This window comes from Ignavibacteria bacterium, assembly GCA_036262055.1.
In the GTDB taxonomy this organism is placed as follows: domain Bacteria; phylum Bacteroidota; class Ignavibacteria; order Tepidaquicellales; family Tepidaquicellaceae; genus DATAJP01.
Window position 1 is genome coordinate 24,990 of sequence record DATAJP010000003.1, and the last position, 22,703, is coordinate 47,692.

The following is a 22,703-nucleotide window of genomic DNA, read 5'->3' on the forward strand; positions in this document are numbered from 1 at the left end:
TGAATTTTGAATAAAGAAGTAAATTCCTGAGGAGACAGGAATGAAAAGGTAGGCGATAAGGAGAAACGATGTTAAAAAGAAAAGTTATTTTATTAATTAACCATAGGAAACATGAAAGAACTAATTATCAAATCTCTAACCATCCTTCTCGGTATGATGCTTCTTAGCGTCCAATCTTCTTTTTCACAAGAAGATTTGAGAGATGCAGATCTTCCCGGCAAAGAACAAATCGAACGTGAACTTCCGGTTATTCCATATCACGGTGAGAAAATTAAGATGAAAATTCCTCACGATTTGGATTCTTATCAATACAATCTCGTTCCGAGTGTTGTTCCAAAAGATCCGAACAGAGATTACACAGTTTTAAAACAAGATTTTCTTATTACTTTAAGAGATGGTGTAAAGATGGATTGCTCAAAATTCTATCCAAGCGAACCGAATATTTATCTTCCTAACGGTTATCCCGTTGTCATAATGGTCCACGGCTATGCGGACAGAAAAGAAGTGCATGAGCAAATGGCGCGTGCACAAGCTGAATATAATTATGTAGTTTATACCTACAGCGTGCGTGGACAGGGTAATTCTGAAGGACTATCAAATTTAATAAGTAAAGTTGAAGCGTTGGATTTGATGGAACTTGTAAATTATGTAAAACTCGATAACGTTGGTGGTGATTCAAATAGTGTATTGATAATGGGCGGTTCACAAGGAGGAACGCTTCCTTATATGGCTTCATGCATGGGAATGAAAGTTAAAGCAATTATTTCATCTGTGACTTCACCCCAATTTGCTTCAAGCTGGATTGACAATGGAAGCATTAAAATGACTTTCTTATGGACAATTGAGTATGAGCCAACTGAGGCAAGATATACTCCATTGGTTGACAGAATGTCAGACTGGGTCTATGCATCAGGTTATAAAACTAAATTGTGGGATTCTCTTAATATTAACGTTCCGAAAGACAGAGATTTTTCCGATATAGTTTATAAGAATACAACTCCGATAATGGTTGAAAATTCATGGCAGGATTATTTCTTTAATGCGCGTCAGGGAATTGAATCTTTTCCGAATATAACTGCTCCAAAGTATGTTTACTTAGGCGCGGTAATGGGACATGGCGGCGATACATATCCGCCTGAAACAAATTGGCATATGAGTTTCTTTAATGAATTCTTCTTCCATTACTTATGGGGATATAATCAGGGATTAGACACTCGTCCTGATTTCCACTATGCATTGACAACATTCCCGCGTCAAGACAATATGTGGAGTTATATTCACGATAGTTCTGCAGTATGGCCTCCGGTTGGATATACAAACACAAGATATTATTTCAACTCAAGAGACAAGTTGACTACAACAAAAAATACAAGCAATACTGCGAGCAAATCTTTTTCTACCGGTGCAAAGGTTAATAATTTAGCAATGACATATTGTGTAAATGAAGAATTTACAGGAACAGAGTTTGCTTCAAAATTCGCGAAACAGGAAGTAAGCTTCTATTCACCGGTGTTAACAAGTGCAAAAAGATGGGTCGGAGCTCCTGAAATTAAATTAACATATTCATCTTCTGCTGATATTTGTCAGTTTAACTTCCAGATATATGAGCAAAGATCGAATGGTGAGATACAATTTATTAACAGAGTAAATTATACAGACAGAAATTATACTGCTAATGCAAAGAAATCTATAACCATAAAAGGTATTGGGCATGCGCATCAGTTCCAGTCAGGAAGCAAAATTTTAGTAAAGGTTACGAATCTTGATACAAGACCTGGTGAGTCATTCTTAGGAACAAACCCGCACGTTCTTCCTATTCTTAAAAAAGGAACAAACAAAATTTTCTTCAACGAGTCATATATAGACATTCCAATGAAGAATGCAATTGGAACAGACAACATGACAACTAATATTCAATCAAGAGAATCAGAAGAAACAACATTATTTGACAATTCGCCGAACCCATTCAATCCTTCAACAAAGATTAAATTCTCGTTGCCTGCAGATTATAACGGAATGGTTACATTGAAAATTTATGACATCGTCGGTAGAGAAGTAGCAACACTTGTCAACCAAAGTTTGGCAGGGGGTTTGCATGAATATAACTGGAATGCAACAACGTTTGCATCAGGAATGTACTTCTTCAGACTTTCGACTGATAACTTTGTAGGTGTAAAGAAAATGATGTTGATTAAATAAATGAGTATGGTTCACCCTGTTAAAGATTAACGGTAAACCAAAAATGTGGAATAACTTTTCAGGGTGGTTATTCCAATCCAAGGGGGAGGGTTAGCAATAACCGCCCCTTTTTTTATTTCCGTAAACCAAGAATTACTCGTAAAGACGCAAAATCTTGCGTTTCTTTTACCCCTTTTTAAAAAAGATTTATAGTTTGGTTGGTTGTTGGTGAAAACACCAACAACGGCAGAAAATGAATTTTGTGTTTTTGTGTTACTAAAAAATTTTACTCTAGAATAGGTAACTCTATAAAGCTTCCGTTTTTGCCTCCGGTATAAATAATGCCGGCATTGCGGTTTAAGACCGGCAGAACGTAAGGGTTAGTGCGAAGTTCGGAATCATCATTCCTTGTATCTAAATTTGTTATCACAAGTCGTATCCTGCTGCCTTTGTGAAATGTATGCGCTACGGCATTGCCTTCAATTTCTTTGCGGATTTCTTTATCGGATTTGTTATTCCAGTTAGTATAGTTTATACTTGAAACAAAATGAACATCGTTGAATTCATTAACTTCCCAAATCTGGATGTTTATCTGATAAACTTGAGATGTATATTTAAGGTTTAAAGTTATTTCCGGTATTCCAATTACATTGTAATTATAAGTTAACGGGGAAGAATCCATAATTATAACTTGCTTCCTGAACTTGGAATTAAAGTAATTTCCGGTAAATTCACTGTTAATAGCTTCACGCATTGTCAAATTCTCATCTGCGTCATTTAACAGAAGAACTGAATCTTTATCATAGTTTTCATACTGCTCTAATTTGGTATTCCATAAAAAAAATTTTATTTTTTTATTATTTGTAAAAGGTGAATAATTACTGCTGAAGCGGTAGTATGTCCAGCTGTTTTCAAAAATCGGATACCCACCGAATGAATAAGTATATTTTGGAGTATCGGCGACTCCATTGTTTTCACTGAATAACCAGTAACGGATCCATTTGCTTATCATTTCATTATGATACTCGGTCTCTGATAAATTTGTATCCGAACTGTGACCTTTTATTGCGCCGAAATAAAATTTATTGTATTTGTTGCTGCTGCTTAAAGTTTTTATTATACCATTGGAATTAAAATATACATCTTTCCATGAATTTGAAAACATTATCGGGTTCTGGTTATTAATAACTTCCTTCGAAAAATCCCTGTTTTCGAGAAATTCTTCGAGAAAATCCCGAACATCATCAGGGTCATTATCTAAAATAATTTTTCTGAACTCCTGAACGTCATCATCATAACGCACAACATTATCACTGTAGCTTAATGACCATAGTAAGCTCATTCTAATGCTTCCGTTCTGAATCCAGCTTGATGCAAAAGTCGGAGAACCTAAATCTGAGATAATGCATCTAACTTTCATTCCATAACAACTCGCCATAAACGGGATTATTCCTCCCTGAGACGAACCGGTTATTGCAACATTATCATCGCTTGCGTCCTTTCGCTTTTTTATTGCGGCGACAAGTTCCTGAAGGTCCTCCATCTCGACACGGCTTATCAGATGTGATTCGCCTTTTGAACGACCCTGACCACGCATTGAATAAATAAAAGTTAAATACCCGAATGCTGCCTGCGATCTTGCAAGTTCTGCAACATCTCGTTTAGATTTTCCGAAACCGTGACAGTAAATTATTACAGGCCAGCCGTTTGCAGGAACATCAGCAACAGGTTTATATATTGAGCAGTCAAGCTTAACTCCGTCACTTAATTCATAAAAAAATTCGGTTTCTTTGACTTCATATAAATCTCCAAATCCATATGCATTAGAAGTAGAAATTATGAAAGACATTGCAATCAAAAAAACCAGGCACAATTTCATAATTATATCAGTTAAATAGAGATATAAAATATTTATATTATACATATAAATAAACTTATTAATGCATCTTTTTGTTAAAAATTGAGTTTGAGAGCAAATAAATTTTGATTTCAGCAAATAACATAACGGTAAATTTCGGTGCAAGAAATCTTTTCAAAAATGTTTCATTTCAGATAAGCGGAAGAGACAGAATCGGACTTGTCGGTTCAAATGGTGCAGGCAAATCGACTTTGCTGAAAATTCTTATTAATGAATTCCAGCCGGAGGAAGGTGTTGTAAGTTTTTCCAAGCATACAACATTCGGATATTTGCCCCAGGAAGGTCTGACTTATGAAGGAAAAACTTTATATGATGAAGTTTATTCTTCGGTTGATGATATAAATAATATTCAGAATGAAATTGCAGACATTGAAAGTGAAATGGAAACGTTCACCGACCATTCATCCGAACAATTTCTGGATTTAATCGAGAACTATACTGAACTTCAGCAAAAGTTTAATGACCTCGACGGATTTAAACTAAAATCAAAGATTGAAAAAATCCTCATAGGGCTTGGATTTAAAAATGATGATTTTAACAGATTAACCGACGAGTTCAGCGGCGGATGGCAAATGAGAATTGCGATTGCAAAGCTTCTTCTTAAAAATCCTTCTGTGATTTTACTTGACGAACCAACAAACCATCTTGATATCGAGTCACTAATCTGGTTTGAAAATTATTTAAAGAATTATAACGGCGCTATTTTGCTTATTTCGCATGATAAAAATTTTCTTGACAACATTACAGATAAGACAATTGAGATAAGCATGGGTAAAGTTACGTTATATTCAGGTAATTATTCTTTTTATGTAAAAGAAAAAGAAGAGAGAAAGACTCTTCTTGAAAATCAGAAGAAAAATCAGGATAAATATTTAAAACAGCAGGAAAAATTTATCGAGAGATTCAGATATAAGGCGACAAAGGCGAAAGCAGTGCAAAGCCGGATTAAACTTGTTGAAAAGCTTGACATAATCGAGCTTGAGGATGAAGAAAACAGCATCAAGATAAAATTTCCTCCGGCGACACATTCAGGAAAAATTTCTCTTGAAATAGAAAACTTATATAAAACATACGACGATAAAAAATATATTCTCGAAGATATAAACCTAATACTTGAACGCGGTGAAAAAATTGCGCTTGTTGGTGTGAACGGAGCAGGGAAGTCAACTCTTGCAAGAATGATTGCAGGATTTGAGAGCATATCAAAAGGTAAAATAAAACTCGGACATCTTGTTGATATTAAATATTACTCACAGCATCAGTCAGATGAACTTGACCCCGACAAAACAGTCCTTGAAGTAATGGAAGAATGCGCAAACGGTGAAATTGCCAAAAATCTCCGGAACATTCTCGGGAGTTTTTTGTTTAGAGGGGATGATGTATTTAAGCTTGTGAAAGTCTTGTCAGGCGGAGAAAAATCACGACTTGCGCTTGCAAAAATGCTTATTGAGCCTTCAAATTTTTTGATTCTTGATGAGCCGACAAATCATTTGGATATGCGTTCAAAAGATGTTCTTATGGAAGCGCTCAATGCATATGAGGGAACAGTGCTTGTTGTTTCGCACGACAGATATTTTTTGGATGGAATTATTAATAAGGTAATCGAGGTTAAAGATAAAAAGATTAAAATATATTATGGCAATTCTTCGGATTATTTAAAAGCAAAAGATAGAGAATCTTCTCCGGCTAAAAAAGAAATCGAAGAAAAATCTTCGCTGAAAAATTCATTGCCGGTAAAAAATACCTATTCGGCAAAGAAGGAAATTAAGAAAAAAATTACTCCTATAAGGAAAAAAATCTCCGAGCTTGAACTTGAAATGACCGCTCTTGAAAAACGTTTGAAAGAAATTGAATCAATTATGTCAGCGCAGGATTTTTTTAAAAAAACCGATGATATAAAAAGTATTACCGGAGAATACAATTCACTTAAAGAAAGAATTTCTGTAAATTATTCTCAGTGGGAAAAAGAGACTGAAAAATTAACCGAATTAGAAACATTATTAACTTAAAAAACATACTAATGAGAAAAAAAATACTTGTTGTTTCAATGGTCTTAGTTTTTTTCGCAGCAGGTTTTGCAAAAGCCGGCTGGAAAGACGACCCGATGTCTTTAAAAATTTTGGATAAAAGTGAAAGAATGAAAGTTGAGAAGGACTACAAGAGCGAGAAAAAAATGAACGATATAATGAGAGGTGAAATTTTTGATTTTTACATAGATTTTCAATTAGGATACGGAGGAACGAGCGCAACTGTTGACAAAACATCAAACCTGAATGGAAACCTGGAAACAAAATCACAAGGTGGAATTACCACGGGAGTTTTAACCTATTTCAGTTTGTTCAATGCTGTAAAATTTTCTACGGGACTTGCCTATGTAAAAAAGAAATTTACAGTTGATCCTAAATCATTAGTAGGGACAAACCCCGGTTTTGATAGTTCGTCTACGGATTTCAGCAATAATTACTTAAACATTCCTCTTAACATAAATTTCGGCGGAATGGTAACTGATAAAGTGGGAATAATGTTTAACGGAGGTCCTTATGTAGGAATATTATTGAATACCCCAAGCCAGGCAGGTTATGGTTATAAAAATTTTGACTTTGGTTTAACCGGAACCTTGACTGCTAATTATATGCTTAATCCTGTAACAAGTATTATTTTAGGAACCAGAATGGATTACGGCGGTTTGAACAATCTTGGCAGCACTCAATATGTAGATAAAATTTCTACACTTAACTATGTTGTGTTTACCGGCTTACGTTTAGGTTGGGGAATATAATTAATTCGTGAAGTTGTGAAGTGCGAAATTGTGAATACTATATTAATTTCTTTAAGTATTAATTCACAACTTCACACTTCACGATTTCACATTTTTATTTCTGCAAAACCATTTTCCTAGTTATTCTGAAATTATTTGCCTGTAATTCATAAAAATACGTTCCGCTTGCAAGTCCAACAGCATTGAAATCAACTTCATACTCACCACTGTTTAACCGCGCATTTACTAATTCACTTACAAGTTTTCCTGAGACATCATAAACAACAAGTCTTACATTTGACAATTGACCATTCACATTTGCCGGAACAATAAATTTTATTTTAGTCATTGGATTAAACGGGTTCGGATAATTTTGTTTAAGAACAAATGACGTTGCAATTGTACTGCCTATGTTTGAAATCCCGGATGGTTCGGTAGTAAGTTCCGTCATAGTTCCGGGAACGGAAAATGTAATTGGAAAACCAAGCTGGCTTAAATTAACATTTGCAGAGGCTCTCACGTTTTTTACCATCCATATATTGTTTGCAACATAAGTTGTTTCAGGAATCTGTACAAGAGTTATTGGTATGGGCGGAAGCGGTGGAATTAATATGAGATAACTTAAATTATAAGTGAATAAAAATTTCTTAGAAAGGAAAGTTCCTACAACCGTTGAAACATTTTCGTCATTTAATCTTCGCCCTGTCATTGTTATCCTTATGGGAAGAGTTAAGGTATCATAAGTAAATGTCGTATCCTTCGTAACAATTGTATAGTTGGTATTTACAGCATTATTAAACCTGTAGACGTTATACCAATTTTCCATTCCTTTCAGAAAGGCAATCAATCCGATTTGTTGAAGAATAGGAATGCTGTCAAGTCCGGGTAAAATTCTTAAATAATTATAAGCATCATTTGACTGAAAACTGTAATATGCTGTGTCGTTGTATGGCGCGGGTTGTGTTTGGGTTATCAATCCCGATTTAGAAACAACTTTCGCTGCATTGTAGCCGTGAAACATCACATTGTTAACAGCAAATGAATCTATTCTGTATGTTGATGCAGAAGTTATGGGGTTGTTCAGAGAATCCAGAGGAGTTTCTTTGTAATACCATTTATATCCTGTCGATGCGGGGAAATAATTCGATGCTTGTGAGTAAATTATTCCTGCATTCAGCAGGATGATTGCGACTAATAAAATTTTTTTCATGGCAAGGTTTTTTATTGCGAGGTTTTAACGCTAAAAGCGAAAGTCCCTAACTTATTTAATAGTTTCTAAACTTATTAATTTTTAATTTGAAATTTCACTTAAAAATATGGTAGCTGATGATTGCTAAGATTGGAAATTACAAGGTTTTTGCTGTCCAGACGGGGCTTTTTAAGCTTGATGGCGGGGCGATGTTCGGCGTAGTGCCAAAGCCGTTATGGACAAAAACAAATCCTTCGGATGATTTGAACAGGATTGAAATGTGCACCCGTGCGATGCTGCTTGTAAGTGATAAGAAAAAAATTCTTATAGATACCGGAATCGGCTATAAACTTTCCGATAAACTAAATAAAATTTATGTTGTGAATTTTTCAAAATATACCTTGGAAAAATCTCTCGAAGAACTTAGTTATAAACGCGAAGACATAACTGATGTTATCTTAACTCATCTGCATTTTGACCATGCAGGCGGAAATACTTATTATGATGAAGAACATCAGTTAAAAATTTCTTATCCCAATGCGACATATCATGTTCAGAAAGAACATTATGAATGGGCATTGAATCCTACTGAGCGTGACAAAGCAAGTTTTTTCCCTGAAAATTATGTAATACTCGATGAGAAAAAAGTTTTGAGAAAAATTTCAGGCGAGCATAAGTTTGATGATTATATTTCTCTTCATCCTGTTTATGGGCACACAAAGGCAATGCAGTTAATAAAAATTGCTGATGAGAAAAAATCTATGCTGTATCTTGCAGACTTAATCCCAACAGCAGGGCATATTCCGCTTCCATTCATAATGGGTTATGATTTGTTTCCTTTAACAACACTCGAAGAAAAAAGAAAATTCTTAACCGACATAGCTGATAATAAACGTTCGGTTTTTTTTGAACACGACCCGCATCATGTAACCGGAAAAATTTCTCAAACAGAAAAAGGGCATTTATTCGAAAAACATAACGAAATAGATAATGAACTTCTCTTCAGTTGATTACATTATTATAGTCGTTTATTTAATCGGTGTTGCATTATTCGGGATTTTATCTTCCGGTAAGCAAAAATCCGCTAAAGATTATTTCCTCGGCTCAAAGCAAATTCCATGGTGGGCAGTGTGTTTTTCGATTGTTGCTACCGAAACGAGTACTCTTACTTTTGTCAGCATTCCCGGACTCGCATATTTAACAAATATGTCGTTTCTTCAGCTTGCAGTCGGATATATGATTGGACGTATTGTTGTTGCGATTGTTTTCATTCCAAGATATTATAGAGGAGAAATGGAAACAGCTTATCAATATCTCGGCAATCGTTTCGGCGACCCTATGAGAAAATATTCATCCATCACTTTTATCTTTTTAAGAATATTTGCTGATGGTGTGAGATTATTTGTTACAGCTATCCCAATTAAGTTCATTACAGGTTTTGGTTATCTTGAATGTATTATCATTGTAGGTGCTATTACTCTTGTTTATTCTTACATCGGTGGCATTAAAGCAGTAATATGGACTGATGTTATTCAGATGTTCATTTATATAGGCGGTGCTATCGCCTCTTTTTGGGTCATTCTCGAATTGCTTCCCGGCGGATGGCAGGATGTTGTGAACTTTGCTACTCCTGGTAACAAGTTTCAGATTTTTAATTTTAATTTTGCTGATTCGCTTCAAAGTTTTTTCACAGGACCATATAATGTAATAGGAGGGTTAGTAGGCGGCGCATTTCTTTCAATGGCATCACACGGAACAGACCAGCTTATTGTTCAGCGGTTGCTTACCTGCGAAGACAAACGTTCATCGCAAAAAGCAGTCATCTGGAGCGGCGTTATCGTATTTTTCCAGTTTGCGATATTTCTATTGATAGGCATTATGCTTTATGCTCTCTATCAAGGAGCTGATTTCAAAACAATGGTCATAGATGGATACGCTTTGACTAAGTCCGATGAGATTTTTCCGAGGTTCATAATTCAAAATCTTCCGATTGGTATTGCAGGTCTTGTTGTTGCAGGATTGCTGTCTGCATCAATGTCAACGTTGTCTTCAGCATTTAACTCACTTGCATCAACAACCGTATTTGATTTATTTAAAGTAAAAGATGACCCGAATAATCCCGGAAAGGAACTGCGTTTCTCACGTTATGCAACTTTGTTCTGGGGATTTGTAATTATCTGCACGGGACTTTTATTTCAGGATGAAAAAAATCCCGCGGTTGACTATGCCCTTAAGATTCAATCTATGATTTACGGCGGATTGCTTGGCGTGTTTTTGCTTGGGATGATAAGCAAGAAAGCAAACTTGTCAGATGCAATAATTTCTTATTCCGTCGCAATTGTTTCTTTATTCTTATTATTTATATTGCCGCAATTTAAAATAATCCCTGCATTGAATTTAACATGGTTCACATTCTTTGGTGTAATAATTACGTTCGTTGTTGCAACAATCACAGGAATGTTTCACAAGAAAACCAATTTAACTGTTAATGGATAATGTCACGGTATGCCGATATCGTATTTAATCTTCCGCTTTACAGCGCGTTCACTTATGAAATTCCTTCGCATTTAATCGGGACTGCTGAAGCGGGCAAGCGCGCGCTTGTCCGCTTTGGCAAGAAAGATCTTACCGGGATTATAATCAATCTCAAAGATACTACTGACGTTGTAAATACACGTTACATAAAAGATATTCTTGATGATGAACCGATTATCACAAAAGAGCTTTTTGATTTTTCAAACTGGGTAGCTCATTATTATCTTGCTCCATTGGGCGAAGTTCTTTTCGCATCTATTCCACGCAATATTAATCTCAAATCAATTGTAACCTATAATCTCTCCGATAACTACAAGCTTGCTCTCGATAATATTAAAAAAGGCAATGAGATTTTAATTAAAATCGTGAATGCGTTTGAAGAATCCGATGATATTGAACTTACACTCAATCAGCTTGAGAAAAGATTAAACACTAACGAGCTTTCCTCTTACATAAAAACTCTTATCGATGCATTTGTTCTTGAGAAAAATTTTAGATTTAACCGGATTACAAAGGAAAAAATTGTCCGTTATTATAAGATATGTATAGATAAAAAAGATATTGAAGAAACCATAAGAGATTTTAAAATTCGCTCCGAAAAACAAATAGCGGTTTTGAATGCTCTTGCAAAGAATAATGAAATTGCGCAGAAAGATTTGATGTTATTGACGGGAATTTCTTCAGCTTCATTAAAATCTTTAATCCAAAAAGAATTAATTGGCTTCACTGATAAAAGAGTTTTCAGAAAAGCATCATCGAATTTATATAATAACCCTGCGGAGATTACTCTTAGCGATGAGCAAGAAATTTGCATGAATGAAATAAAATCGATGCAGTCTGAAAATAAGTTCAGTCCGATTTTGCTCTTTGGGGTTACGGGAAGCGGAAAGACAGAAATTTATATAAGAGCAATTCAGGATGCTCTAAATCAAAATAAAAACGCAATCGTTCTTGTTCCTGAAATTTCACTTACACCTCAGCTTATCGCAAGATTTAAAGAAAGATTCGGTGATATAATCGGGGTTATACACAGCAAAGTTTCGGAAGGGGAGCGTCTTGATACATTTGACAGGATTTTAAATAATGAAATCAGAATAGTCATCGGCGCGCGCTCGGCAATTTTTTCTCCGGTGCAAAATATCGGAATAATAATCATTGATGAGGAACACGACAGCTCTTACAAACAGGAAAATTCACCGCGATATAATGGTCGTGATGTTGCATTGATGAGAGGAAAATTAAATGAATCTCTTGTCATTCTCGGCTCTGCAACACCTTCAATTGAAAGTTTTTATAATGCGGAAAAGGGAAAGTACAAACTTTGCACATTGAGGCACCGCGCAACAAAGATAAAGCCACCCGAAATAAAAATTGTAAATACTCAGAAAACTGATAAAGAGCAGCTTGGAAAAACTCTTGAACGAGAGCCGGAAAAAGTTAAGCAGGATTTTTTTGATTTCATAAATAAAGTTCGTTTGAGATTTATCAGCAAAGAACTTTTGCTTGAAATAGACAATCGTCTTAACAAAAAGGAACAAATAATTCTTTTGCAGAACCGCCGCGGATTTCATTCATACATTGAATGCATGAATTGCTTCAATGTTGAGTTCTGCCCGAGATGCAACATTGCTTTGACATACCACAAATCAACCGGAACTCTTAAGTGCCATTATTGCGGCTATTCAAAATCGATGATTAGCAAATGCAATAAATGCGGCTCGACCTTGCTTGTATATAAAGGTGCGGGAACGGAGAAAGTCGAAGAAGAACTTATGAAGATTTTTCCGAAGGCAAATCTTGCGCGGTTGGATTCTGATTCAGCTTCATCAAAAAAATATTATGAATCAGTGCTGAATGATTTTTATAATGGTAAAATTGATATACTTGTCGGCACACAGCTGATTTCAAAAGGTTTGGACTTTCCTAATGTAACGCTTGTTGGTGTAGTAAATGCCGATATTGGTTTGCTCAATCCTGATTTCAGGGCTACCGAACACACATTCCAGATTTTAACGCAGGTCTCAGGCAGGGCAGGGAGAAAAGACAAAGAAGGAGAGGTGATTATTCAGACGAAGCATCCTGAATATTTTGTTTTTGAGGACATAAAAAATCATGATTACCTGTCATTTTACAATAAAGAATTGATGCAGAGAGAATCATGTGATTATCCACCGTTCAGCAGATTGGTTTTAATCGAAACAAAATCAGAAAATCAATTACTTGCAGAAAGCAAAATCAAAGAACTGTTTAATTTTGTGAACTCAATAGATATCGAGAAAAAATTAAAAATGCTTCCTCCAAGCCAGCCGTTGTTTTCTAAACTTCGCGACCAGTACCGTTATCACTTGCTCATCAAATCTCCAAAAAACACAGACTCAAGCGGAGCATACCTCAATAAAAAGCTAAAAGAAGTAAAAGCATATTCCGATACAATTAAAGGAAGTATCCAGATTTTAATTGACGTCGACCCTGTAAATTTATTGTAATAAAAAGAATTTTAGTGCTCATTTGTATTATTTTAATATAAACATTATTTTAAACGTTCATTTGGAGAATAATTAAAATGCTTAAAAAAACTATTATAATATTTTTTATTTCATTATTTCCTTTTAAAATATTATTCGGCCAGTTGCAATTAGAAATGACAATCTCAGAGCAGATTGCTAATTCAACTATATATTTGGAATTTTCAAATGAGACAGTTAGTAAAGAAAGTATTATAAAAGGATTTTGCACTGGAATTGTTTTTATGTTTAATATTAATAATGAATTTTATCATTATATATTAACTAACAAACATAATATAGAGGGTTTTAATAAAGTATCTTTTTATTTAACAAAAGTAAAAGATAAAAAACCAGATTATGGAAATATGCAAAAATTCACATACGATTTTGATGAAACAGATTGGATTAAACATCCCGATGGGGATGTTGATCTTGCAATCTATCCGATCAATAATCTTGTTGAACTAAATTTTGGACCGCAGAAATATGTTATTATTTCTTTTGCTGAAAATTCAATTCCTAATGACTCAATAATAAATTCATTGTCTTTTATAGAAAATGTTTACGTTGTTGGATATCCCAAACAACAATGGGATTATGTTAATAATATTCCAGTCATTAGAAAAGGGGTTACTTCATCTCCCTATAAATTAAATTACAGAGGACGTGAAGAATTTTTAGTAGATGCTCCTAATTTTAAAGGAAATAGTGGATCTCCTATTATTATTTATGACAATGAACATGTTGATAACAAAGGAAATTATATAATAGGACGAAGGACCTATCTCCTGGGAATAAATTATTATACCTATTTATATGAAGAATTGGGAATGGTAAAGATTGAAAATATAGATTCTATAAAATCTAAAATACCTTCAAACCTTCACGTTGTAATTAAATCCCAAAAAATATTGGATTTTATTGAAGTAATTAAAGAAAAAAATAAAGATTTGAAAAGAAATTAAAACAGCTTAGTACTCCTGCAAGGATTCGAACCCTGACAAATAGAGCCGAAATCTATTGTGCTATCCATTACACCACAGGAGCATATACAAAAATAACTTATATAAGCTTTTAATTCACTCCTAAAAATTTTAATTAAAATTATCTTAGAGGGGATGAAAGGTAAGTAATCTGCGGGACTACTTACAATCCCGCAGATTAAATTTTGAATTATTTTATCAAATTCATTTTCTTTGTTTCTGCGAAACTGTTAGTCACAAGCCGGTAATAATAAATTCCGCTTGATAAATCACCTGCATCAAACTCAACTTCATATTCGCCGGTATTCAGATTTTGGTTTACCAAACTCTTCACAGCCTTTCCGGTAATATCGTAAACAGTTAACAAAACATTTTCATTTTTTGCTAAAGCAAATTTTATTTTTGTACTTGGATTAAAAGGATTTGGATAATTTTGCGACAAACTGAATTTATCGGGAACATTTGAGTTAAGAGGAGTGATTCCTACTAAATCAGTTCCCTTTAATATGGTCCCGTTTTTACCTGAAATATAAGCTGTTGAAACTGATGGAATAGATATATCATAAAGAGTAACCGTCCCACCCCAGACATCATTCCAGGTAAATCCTCCATTTGTAGTTTTAAGTAAAGCTCCGAAATCACCTACAGCATAAGCAATATTTTCATTAGCATATTCAACATCGAAAAGCCAGTTGCTATATGGGGTAGAAATATTATTCCATGTTCCGTTTGATATTTTGTAAACTGCCGCATTATATCCTACAGCAAGTCCATTATCGTTATTTATAAAATCAATCTCTTCCAATGTATGCAAAACCGGTATGCTTACCAAGTTCCAATTATTGCCTGTATTGGAAGTTTTAAAAACACTTCCTGAAAGACCTACAACAAAACCGTTTTCGCTATTAGAAAAATCCAAACCTTTTAAACCGCCGTTAAACTCAGCAGTTATCATAGTCCAATTAGTTCCTCTGTCATTAGATTTATATACAATACCGGGATCACCAACAGCGAAAATTAAATTCTCTGAAACAAAGTGGACTCTGCGAATTTTATCTCCTGAACCCAAATTCACTGCAATCCAGTTATCACCTCCGTTAACTGTTCTTAAGATTGTTCTGTTTTCTCCGACAGCAATCCCAAAATTAGCATTAATAAAATCCACGCTATATAATACTTGCGACGTACCGCTTGTTTGGGCAGACCAGTTAACTCCTCCGTTTGTAGTTTTTCTTATCACACCATTATTGCCAACAACCCATCCGGTATTATTATCAATAAAATCAACTCCCCACAAATCTGATGAGGTTCCTGTGCCAAATGATTGCCAATTATCTGCAATGGATAATTGAACTGAAGCCAAAATAAATATTAAATTTAAAATGGCGGTTTTAAAGTTTAATTTTTTCATATTTGTTTAATTTTTGAATTAAATGCTATAGGAAATGTATTATAAAATGATATAAAAAACACTATAAAAATGTAAATATACTCTTTTATATTCATTGTAAATTCTTATTCTAATAAGTATCTTAATGGCTTATATTTCTCACGAAATTATATTTAAATTACTATTTTCCCGCAATTTATATTTTAACTATTGGAAACAAATTTTAAAGACATTGACAGCGTCAAAAAAGAACTTGAGTTTATTCTATCATATGACGAATTAAAGCCTCATTTCGAAAAAGCGCTTGTAAAATACAGAAATAAAGCATCAATTCCCGGCTTCAGAAAAGGAAAAGCACCCCTTGCAATTGTGAAGAAGATGGTAGGCGAAAGTCTTGAGTATTCAGCTCTAGAAGAAATTGCAAATGACGTTTTCAGAAATCATATTACTGAAAATGACATCGACATCCTCGATGTCGGCGCAATAACTGATTTTAATTACGAGCCGCAAAGAAGATTCCAGTTCAAAATAGAGTTCGAAGTCAAGCCTGAAATAATTCTTGAAAACTATAAAGGCATTGAACTTAAGAAAAAGAAATACGTAATCGATGATTCGCTTATCGATGAGGAGATTAATTATCATAAGCTTCAAAATTCACAGCTTGAAATGGACAGCGAAGCGTTTGATAATGAATATGTGGTCACACTTGATTTGCAGGATTTGGATAAGGACGGAAACATCATTATCGGTCAAACTCAGAAAGACGTTAAAGTTTATCTTGCCAATAAATCTCTTGCAAAAGAATTTGCAAAAGGTTTAAAGGGAATCAAAGAAGGTGAAACAAGAACAATCAGCACAAAAGATGCTGACGGCAGCAAGAAAAAAGTTCAGGCAACTGCAACTAAAGTTGAAAAACTGGTTGCCCCTGAAATGAATGAAGAGTTTTTCAAGAAAATTACCGCGAAAGAAGATATTAAGACTCTTGATGAGTTCAGGAATACGATTAAAGACGAACTGCACAAAATTTATGACAATGCCTCTGAACAAAATCTTAAAAATGAGTTAATTAATGAACTGCTTAAGCAGAACGATGTAACTGTTCCAAATGCGTTTGTTGAAAACATCTTAAAAAACGCTGCCGAAGATTATCAGAAGCGCCAGGGTAAAAATGCGAAACTAACTTCCGAGCAAATCGAAGAATATAAAAAAGCAAATAAAGCGGATGCAACAAAGCAGGCAAAATGGTTTTTAATAAAAGAAAAGATTGCTGAGCTTGAAAACATAAAAGTTGAAGAAGAGGATATAAAAAAGTTTGCAGAGGACATTGCTGCAAAGTATAATATGCCTGCTGATAAATTGGCTGAGCTTTACGGAAAAAACCCTGATGTTATGAATAACATCCTAAATGAGAAAACAATGAAATTCCTTATTGATAATGCAAAAATAACCGAAATAGAAGAAGTTAAGAAACCTGAAGAACAGGAAGAAGTAGAAGAGGTATAAACGATTTAATTCAAACTAAAATTTTAACACATGCACAATATAGATTTAATAAAAAAACACAGTGATTATATAAATAGTGGTTTAAATACCGTTGCAGGTATTAATAACCAGCTTGTTCCTATTGTAGTCGAACAGACATCAAGAGGAGAAAGAAGCTATGATATTTATTCAAGGTTATTAAAAGAAAGAATAATTTTTCTGGGCTCTGCAATTTATGATGAGCTTGCGGCATTAATTGTTGCACAGTTAATTTTCCTTGAGTCAGAAGACCCTGATAAAGACATAATGATGTATATAAACTCACCCGGCGGCAGCGTTACTGCAGGATTGGGAATTTACGATACAATGCAGTATATAAGTCCGGCAGTTTCCACAATTTGTGTGGGAATGGCAGCATCTATGGGACAACTTTTGCTCACAGGCGGCGCTGCAGGAAAAAGAATTGCACTACCGCATTCAAAGATTCTTATGCATCAGCCGTGGACAGGTGGTTTGCAGGGACAAACAAGTGATATTATAATCCACGCAAGAGAAATGGAAAAAACACGAAGAACTTTATTTGAAATCATTTCAAAACATTCAGGCCAGCCGGTTGATAAGATTGAAAAAGATGCCGACAGGGATAATTACATGACGCCTGAAGAAGCAAAGAAATACGGATTGATTGATAATATTTTATCAAAAAGAGAACGTTCGGAAAAAAAATAAACTCAAACCCTAAACAACATAAATGGATTTTAAATTAGCTAATCGTATTACTGCAGCAATAGTTCTTATAGTTGCTTCAGTAGTTTACGTGATGACTGTTCAGCCGACACTTTCATTCTGGGATTGCGGTGAGTTCATTGCCTGTGCATATACTCTCGGAGTTCCGCATCCTCCCGGAGCACCGTTTTTTATTCTGGTTGGTAAAATGTTTACGCTGCTTCCGATTGCCGGCGACATTGGATTGAGAATGAATTACCTCTCAGTGTTCTCAAGCTCAGCATGTGTGTTTCTTGTATATTTGGTTATGGTAAAGATTATAATGAACTGGAGAGGATACCCAAAAACAACAGCTGACATTCTTTTAATCTGCGGTTCAGCTTTGATAGGTGCATTGGCTTATGCATTCAGCGAATCGTTCTGGTTCAATGCCTTAGAAGCGGAAGTTTACGGTTTCGGAACATTTCTTATTGGACTATGCCTTTATCTGATGATGTTGTGGTGGGAGAAAGCTGATGAAGCGGGAAGCGATAAGTATCTGCTTATGATGGCTTTTGTTGTTGGCTTATCGATAGGTATCCATCTGATTGTTGTTCAATGTATTGCCATAGCAGGAATTTTATTTTATTTCAGAAGATATCAATATACTCCGAAGGGGTTATTTATAGCATTTGTTGTATCAAGTATAGCGTTTTTTATTGTCTATCCGGGTATTGTTAAAAAATTTCCGGCAATCATGGAAACCAGCGGAATACTTGCGGTACTTCTTGTCGGGCTTGTTATTTTTGGAATTTATTATTCCGTTAAAACAAAAAATTCGATTCTAAATATTGCCTGCATGTCTATTTTTCTTATTATTCTGGGATATTCGACATATGCAGGAGTCTTGTTAAGGTCTAATGTTGATAATTTACCGATTAATGAGAACACACCTAATAACATAGAACGTCTTTTATCATATTTGAATCGTGAACAATATGGCGACCAGCCGTTGTTTTTACCGAGAAGATATTCACAAGAGCCTCAGCATCAAAGAACTTGGCAGAATTATTCAAGTGATATGGATTTTTTGATGAGTTATCAGATTGGTGAGATGTTTAACAGATACCTCTTCTGGCAGTTTATAGGAAGAGCAAGTCATGACCAGGGAGCCGATTGGGATATTAAAAAATTATGGGGAATTCCATTTTTCATCGGATTGTTTGGAGTATTTTTCCACTTCCGGCGAGACTGGAAGCTTGCGCTTGTCTTTTTCTTTGCTTTCCTGCTTTTTGGAATTATAACTGCACTTTATCAGAACCAGCAGGATCCGCAACCCCGGGAACGGGACTATTTCTATGTGGGGGCATATATGATATTTTGTATGTGGATTGCAGTGGGAGTTGCAGGGATTATTGAATGGTTTATCAAAGTCATAAAGGATTCTATACCTCTTGTCCCTATTGTTAGCGGCGTTCTCATCATATCTCTTTTCATTGTTCCGCTGAACATGCTCAATGCAAATTACAAATATCTCGACAGACACAATAATTACTTTCCGTATGATTATGCTTATAATCTTCTTCAGAGTGTGGAAAAGGATGCGATCCTTATTACAAACGGTGATAATGATACGTTCCCTCTCTGGTGCCTTCAGGCAGTATATGGTGTAAGACAGGATGTAAGAATTGTGAATTTATCTCTTGCGCAGACCGATTGGTATAATCTGCAGTTAAAAAACAGCAGACCATACGGAGCATTGCCTGTACCGATGACATATACTGATGAACAGTTAAGAAAATTATCTCCTGTAGAGTGGGACGAGAATAAAGTGTTTTCGCTTGACGTTCCTAAAACTGCATACCCTGATTCAATGCAGAACCGTCCTGACTTACCGAATAAAATTAATTTTAAAATTCCCGCTACGATTAAACAACAATATCAGGGAAGAATGATAACTGCCGTTAAGGCAAATGACCTTTTAGTATTTGACATTATCCGAGCAAATAAATGGCAGAGACCTATTTATTTCTCAGTGACAGTAACAGACGATAATTTTATCGGATTAGGAGACTATCTTGTACTGGGTGGTATGGCTCAGAGGCTTGTTCCTTATAAAGCTGCGGATGCTTCAGGACTTGCTATGGATGTGAATATTATGAGTCAGAGCTTATTGCAACCCGTGCAGACACCTACTAATACACAACACTATGGATTTATTTACAGAGGGCTGAATGACAAAAATATTTTCTTTGATGAAAATCACAATAGAAATATACAAACATATAGAACTTTATATCTTAGATTGGCAGAAGTATATTCAATGGATTCATCTACTTATCCGTTAGCAATTGAAACGCTGGATAAAATGATGCAATATATTCCTCCTGATGTGGTTCCGATGGATTACAGAATAAAATATCATGCTGCAATGCTTTATCTGAAGCTTGGAGAAAGATCTAAGTTCGATGCATTAAGCACTGACATTGAAAATTCTGCTTTGAAGGACATTGAACAGAATCCTACGAATATTCAGAACTATTACAATCCTTACAGAATCTTGATGGATGTTTATGAAACGAAAAAGGAATATGCAAAGGCAATTGAAATTCTTCAGCGCCTTCAGTCAATGAATCCTAACGACCAGACAATAAAGACCAAGATAGATGAAATAAGGAAAAAAATGTCAGGTAATTAAGCTGTTTGAAAAAAAAATCTACTAATACTAAAAACCAATCCGTTAGCTTTCAATTAAGCAATATATTCCAGACTGATTGGTTTTTTCTTTTAATACTTACCGTCTTCTGGGTTGTTATTTTTCGTGAATTACTGACCGGCAGCAGGTGGCTTCACGATGACTTCCCATATGTTTATTATCCCGGCAAATATTTAATGGCGGTATCTCTTGCTAAAGGAATTTTCCCAATGTGGAATCCTTTTGCGTTTTCAGGAACACCGTTTTTTGCAGACCCGCAAATTGGAATACTTTATCCTCTTAATTATATAATGAAGTTTTTTGTATCGAATGATGCACTGAGTCCGCTTGTTGTCCAGAATATCATAGTCCTGCATTTTTTAATAGCTTCTGTTATATGTTTTTATCTTGCGAAAGAATTTAAGCTCAACCGTCTGGCATCATTTGTGTTCGCAATGATTTTTACTTATTCAAGCTTTATGATTATTCACATGATTCATATGAATCTTTTGGAATCATTGATATGGATGCCGCTTGCACTTTTGCTAATTTTGAAATTCATTAATACCGGAAAATATTTTTATATTATCCTTGCCGGACTTTCGATGGCTTTTAGTGTTCTTGGTGGTTATCCTCAGACATTTTTCTTTAATTTTATTTTTCTCGGCTGTTTTGTTTTATATCTCTGTTATAAAAATTATAAGAGCAAAGCTATAAGTAATATATATAAGCTTATTGTTTCATATATTGCAATTGTTATTATTGCTGCTGGGATTTCTTCAGTACAGTTAATTTCGACAAGTGAATTTTCCGACAATTCTGAAAGGCAAAGTATTTCTTATGATTTTGGAAAGCAGGGTTCCGTTCATCCTCTTGATATTTTCACTTTATTTACTCCTAAAATATTCGGAACATTTAACTGGAATGAAAGTTCGGGAGATATGCAATACTGGAGTGTTGCAAAAGCAGGAGGGCATCAGGAAGGCGCGTGGATGTTCACTATTTCGACCCTTTATCTTTCGCTTTTAGTTATATTTATTTTTATACCCGCAATCCGGTATTATTGGAATAACAAAAGTAATTCAAACTTCCCATTAATGTTTTTTCTCTTGTTTGGTGTTATGGCATTATTGTTTTCGTTCGGTGGAAATTTCTTTGTACATAAACTATTTTTTGATATAATTCCGTTTTTTAATAAATTCAGAAATCCCGGTCACGTAACCTTCTTGTTTACATTTTGTCTTGGCTTAATCGCAGCGTTCGGTATTGACAGATTAACTTCTGATAGCAAAAACTTCTTTAAATATTTCGATAAAAAATATTTATTGTATTGCGGAGGTTTTGTTTTGCTGTTTGTTTTATGTTCATACATAGGAATTTTTAAATCATTCTTTCCGCTATCCGAGAAAGCCGAAATAGGTTCATGGATAACAAAACAAGTTAACGTCTTTTTGATGTTCTCAATTTTGTATTTAGGAGTTTTCTTTTTATTTATAAGCAGTAAAATTAATATTAATACTTTCTTTGTTTTAACAATTTTAGTCTTATCAATAGATTTGTATTCGTTTGGTTTTGATCAAAATAACGGAACTCAAAGTCCGCAGTCTTTATATTCACAAAATGCTTCTCAGATGGCGCAATTTAAGCCGTCAAATCCTAATGACCAATTCAGAGTGAACATGCGTGAGGGCGGCAATATGTTAATGCAGCGTCAACAAGGTCTTATTGATGGTATTCAATTAATCGAGGGAGTAAATGTGCTGACACTTGACAGAAAAATACCTCCGTCAAAAACAGATACCAGCAACAAACAAAGTCTGGATTTACTTAACGTAAAATATAAGATTTCAGTTGCAGGGAATCGTGCCGGTTTAGTTGAAAACTCAGGATATATGCCGCGAGCAAAAATGTTTTATGATTATAAAGTCATCTCCGATAAAGATGGAATAATTAATTATATGAAAACTCCAGAATTTAATTATAATAAAACGGTTGTTCTTGAAAAAAATCCGGGTGTTGAGATTCAGCCGGCAGATTCTTTGACAAATAACAGCGTTACTATTAATGAATATAATCTTAACAGCATAAAACTGAATGTCCAAACGGATAAAAACGGTGTGTTATTGTTAAGCGAAATATATTATCCAGCATGGAAAGCTTTTGTTGACGGAAAAGAAACTGAAATCATCAGAGCTGATTATTGTTTGCGTGCGATTACGATTCCGCAGGGAAATCATACCGTTGAATTTGTTTTCGATTCGGATAACTTTAACAAAGGTAAAACAATTTCTTTGAGTGTGCTTATCGCAAGTTTAATTGGTCTCGTTGTGTTTGGATTTATTGCTTTTAAGAAGAAATAATTT

14 protein-coding genes and 1 tRNA gene are annotated in these 22,703 nt (G+C 34.7%); 11 read left to right on the forward strand and 4 right to left on the reverse strand.

What is annotated here, in order from left to right:
- Window positions 1-111 precede the first annotated feature (111 nt).
- Entirely contained in the window at window positions 112-2,199 is a 2,088-nt protein-coding gene (locus VHP32_07220) for an alpha/beta fold hydrolase (protein ID HEX2787680.1), read from the forward strand.
- A 265-nt stretch (window positions 2,200-2,464) separates the two neighbouring features.
- Here VHP32_07220 and VHP32_07225 read toward each other — a convergent pair whose 3' ends face one another.
- A complete protein-coding gene (locus VHP32_07225; protein HEX2787681.1) occupies window positions 2,465-4,057 on the reverse strand; it encodes an alpha/beta fold hydrolase in 1,593 nt (530 codons plus the stop codon).
- 104 nt (window positions 4,058-4,161) lie between these two features.
- Between VHP32_07225 and VHP32_07230 the strand changes: the two genes are divergently transcribed.
- Together VHP32_07230 and VHP32_07235 are read left to right on the forward strand one after the other, a co-directional pair.
- Window positions 4,162-6,105, forward strand: coding sequence for an ABC-F family ATP-binding cassette domain-containing protein (locus VHP32_07230; GenBank protein HEX2787682.1), 1,944 nt, complete (start codon window positions 4,162-4,164; stop codon window positions 6,103-6,105).
- A gap of 11 nt (window positions 6,106-6,116) precedes the next feature.
- The gene (locus tag VHP32_07235) at window positions 6,117-6,875 is read left to right on the forward strand and encodes an outer membrane beta-barrel protein (protein ID HEX2787683.1); all 759 of its coding nucleotides are present in this window, start codon (window positions 6,117-6,119) and stop codon (window positions 6,873-6,875) included.
- A 94-nt stretch (window positions 6,876-6,969) separates the two neighbouring features.
- Here VHP32_07235 and VHP32_07240 read toward each other — a convergent pair whose 3' ends face one another.
- Complete coding sequence (locus tag VHP32_07240; GenBank protein HEX2787684.1) at window positions 6,970-8,064, reverse strand: T9SS type A sorting domain-containing protein; 1,095 nt, start codon at window positions 8,062-8,064, stop codon at window positions 6,970-6,972.
- A 116-nt stretch (window positions 8,065-8,180) separates the two neighbouring features.
- On the opposite strand from VHP32_07240, the gene VHP32_07245 reads away from it, so the two are divergent.
- The 4 genes from VHP32_07245 to VHP32_07260 all read left to right on the forward strand — a co-directional run bounded on the left by VHP32_07245 (window position 8,181) and on the right by VHP32_07260 (window position 14,050).
- On the forward strand, window positions 8,181-9,053 hold the full coding sequence (locus VHP32_07245; protein HEX2787685.1) for an MBL fold metallo-hydrolase: 873 nt from the start codon (window positions 8,181-8,183) through the stop codon (window positions 9,051-9,053).
- Window positions 9,034-10,539 carry a sodium:solute symporter gene (locus tag VHP32_07250; GenBank protein ID HEX2787686.1) on the forward strand — a complete coding sequence of 502 codons (1,506 nt, stop codon included), beginning with the start codon at window positions 9,034-9,036 and terminating at the stop codon, window positions 10,537-10,539. Before VHP32_07245 ends, VHP32_07250 begins: the two co-directional genes overlap by 20 nt.
- Window positions 10,539-13,064 carry a primosomal protein N' gene (priA, locus tag VHP32_07255; GenBank protein ID HEX2787687.1) on the forward strand — a complete coding sequence of 842 codons (2,526 nt, stop codon included), beginning with the start codon at window positions 10,539-10,541 and terminating at the stop codon, window positions 13,062-13,064. Before VHP32_07250 ends, priA begins: the two co-directional genes overlap by 1 nt.
- 77 nt (window positions 13,065-13,141) lie before the next feature.
- A complete protein-coding gene (locus VHP32_07260; protein HEX2787688.1) occupies window positions 13,142-14,050 on the forward strand; it encodes a serine protease in 909 nt (302 codons plus the stop codon).
- A 10-nt stretch (window positions 14,051-14,060) separates the two neighbouring features.
- On the opposite strand, the gene VHP32_07265 is transcribed toward VHP32_07260, so the two are convergent.
- Both VHP32_07265 and VHP32_07270 read right to left on the reverse strand, forming a co-directional pair.
- Window positions 14,061-14,132, reverse strand: a tRNA-Arg gene (locus VHP32_07265).
- Between the two features lie 126 nt (window positions 14,133-14,258).
- Window positions 14,259-15,479 carry a YCF48-related protein gene (locus VHP32_07270; protein ID HEX2787689.1) on the reverse strand — a complete coding sequence of 407 codons (1,221 nt, stop codon included), beginning with the start codon at window positions 15,477-15,479 and terminating at the stop codon, window positions 14,259-14,261.
- Window positions 15,480-15,668: 189 nt separating this feature from the next.
- Between VHP32_07270 and tig the strand changes: the two genes are divergently transcribed.
- The 4 genes from tig to VHP32_07290 are packed head-to-tail and all read left to right on the forward strand — an operon-like array spanning window position 15,669 to window position 22,700.
- The gene (gene tig, locus VHP32_07275) at window positions 15,669-16,961 is read left to right on the forward strand and encodes a trigger factor (GenBank protein ID HEX2787690.1); all 1,293 of its coding nucleotides are present in this window, start codon (window positions 15,669-15,671) and stop codon (window positions 16,959-16,961) included.
- Between the two features lie 30 nt (window positions 16,962-16,991).
- A complete protein-coding gene (locus tag VHP32_07280; protein ID HEX2787691.1) occupies window positions 16,992-17,669 on the forward strand; it encodes an ATP-dependent Clp protease proteolytic subunit in 678 nt (225 codons plus the stop codon).
- Window positions 17,670-17,691: 22 nt separating this feature from the next.
- Window positions 17,692-20,343 carry a DUF2723 domain-containing protein gene (locus VHP32_07285; protein ID HEX2787692.1) on the forward strand — a complete coding sequence of 884 codons (2,652 nt, stop codon included), beginning with the start codon at window positions 17,692-17,694 and terminating at the stop codon, window positions 20,341-20,343.
- Window positions 20,344-20,348: 5 nt separating this feature from the next.
- Complete coding sequence (locus VHP32_07290; protein ID HEX2787693.1) at window positions 20,349-22,700, forward strand: YfhO family protein; 2,352 nt, start codon at window positions 20,349-20,351, stop codon at window positions 22,698-22,700.
- Window positions 22,701-22,703 lie beyond the last annotated feature (3 nt).

What these genes read in the sequence shown, in the direction of transcription:
- VHP32_07240 (HEX2787684.1), bottom strand. Translation starts at nt 8,064, where the DNA reads ATGAAAAAAATTTTATTAGTCGCAATCATCCTGCTGAATGCAGGAATA.
- VHP32_07285 (HEX2787692.1), top strand. Translation starts at nt 17,692, where the DNA reads ATGGATTTTAAATTAGCTAATCGTATTACTGCAGCAATAGTTCTTATA.
- VHP32_07220 (HEX2787680.1), top strand. Translation starts at nt 112, where the DNA reads ATGAAAGAACTAATTATCAAATCTCTAACCATCCTTCTCGGTATGATG.
- priA (HEX2787687.1), top strand. Translation starts at nt 10,539, where the DNA reads ATGTCACGGTATGCCGATATCGTATTTAATCTTCCGCTTTACAGCGCG.
- VHP32_07235 (HEX2787683.1), top strand. Translation starts at nt 6,117, where the DNA reads ATGAGAAAAAAAATACTTGTTGTTTCAATGGTCTTAGTTTTTTTCGCA.
- VHP32_07225 (HEX2787681.1), bottom strand. Translation starts at nt 4,057, where the DNA reads ATGAAATTGTGCCTGGTTTTTTTGATTGCAATGTCTTTCATAATTTCT.
- VHP32_07250 (HEX2787686.1), top strand. Translation starts at nt 9,034, where the DNA reads ATGAACTTCTCTTCAGTTGATTACATTATTATAGTCGTTTATTTAATC.
- VHP32_07270 (HEX2787689.1), bottom strand. Translation starts at nt 15,479, where the DNA reads ATGAAAAAATTAAACTTTAAAACCGCCATTTTAAATTTAATATTTATT.
- VHP32_07245 (HEX2787685.1), top strand. Translation starts at nt 8,181, where the DNA reads ATGATTGCTAAGATTGGAAATTACAAGGTTTTTGCTGTCCAGACGGGG.
- VHP32_07280 (HEX2787691.1), top strand. Translation starts at nt 16,992, where the DNA reads ATGCACAATATAGATTTAATAAAAAAACACAGTGATTATATAAATAGT.
- VHP32_07260 (HEX2787688.1), top strand. Translation starts at nt 13,142, where the DNA reads ATGCTTAAAAAAACTATTATAATATTTTTTATTTCATTATTTCCTTTT.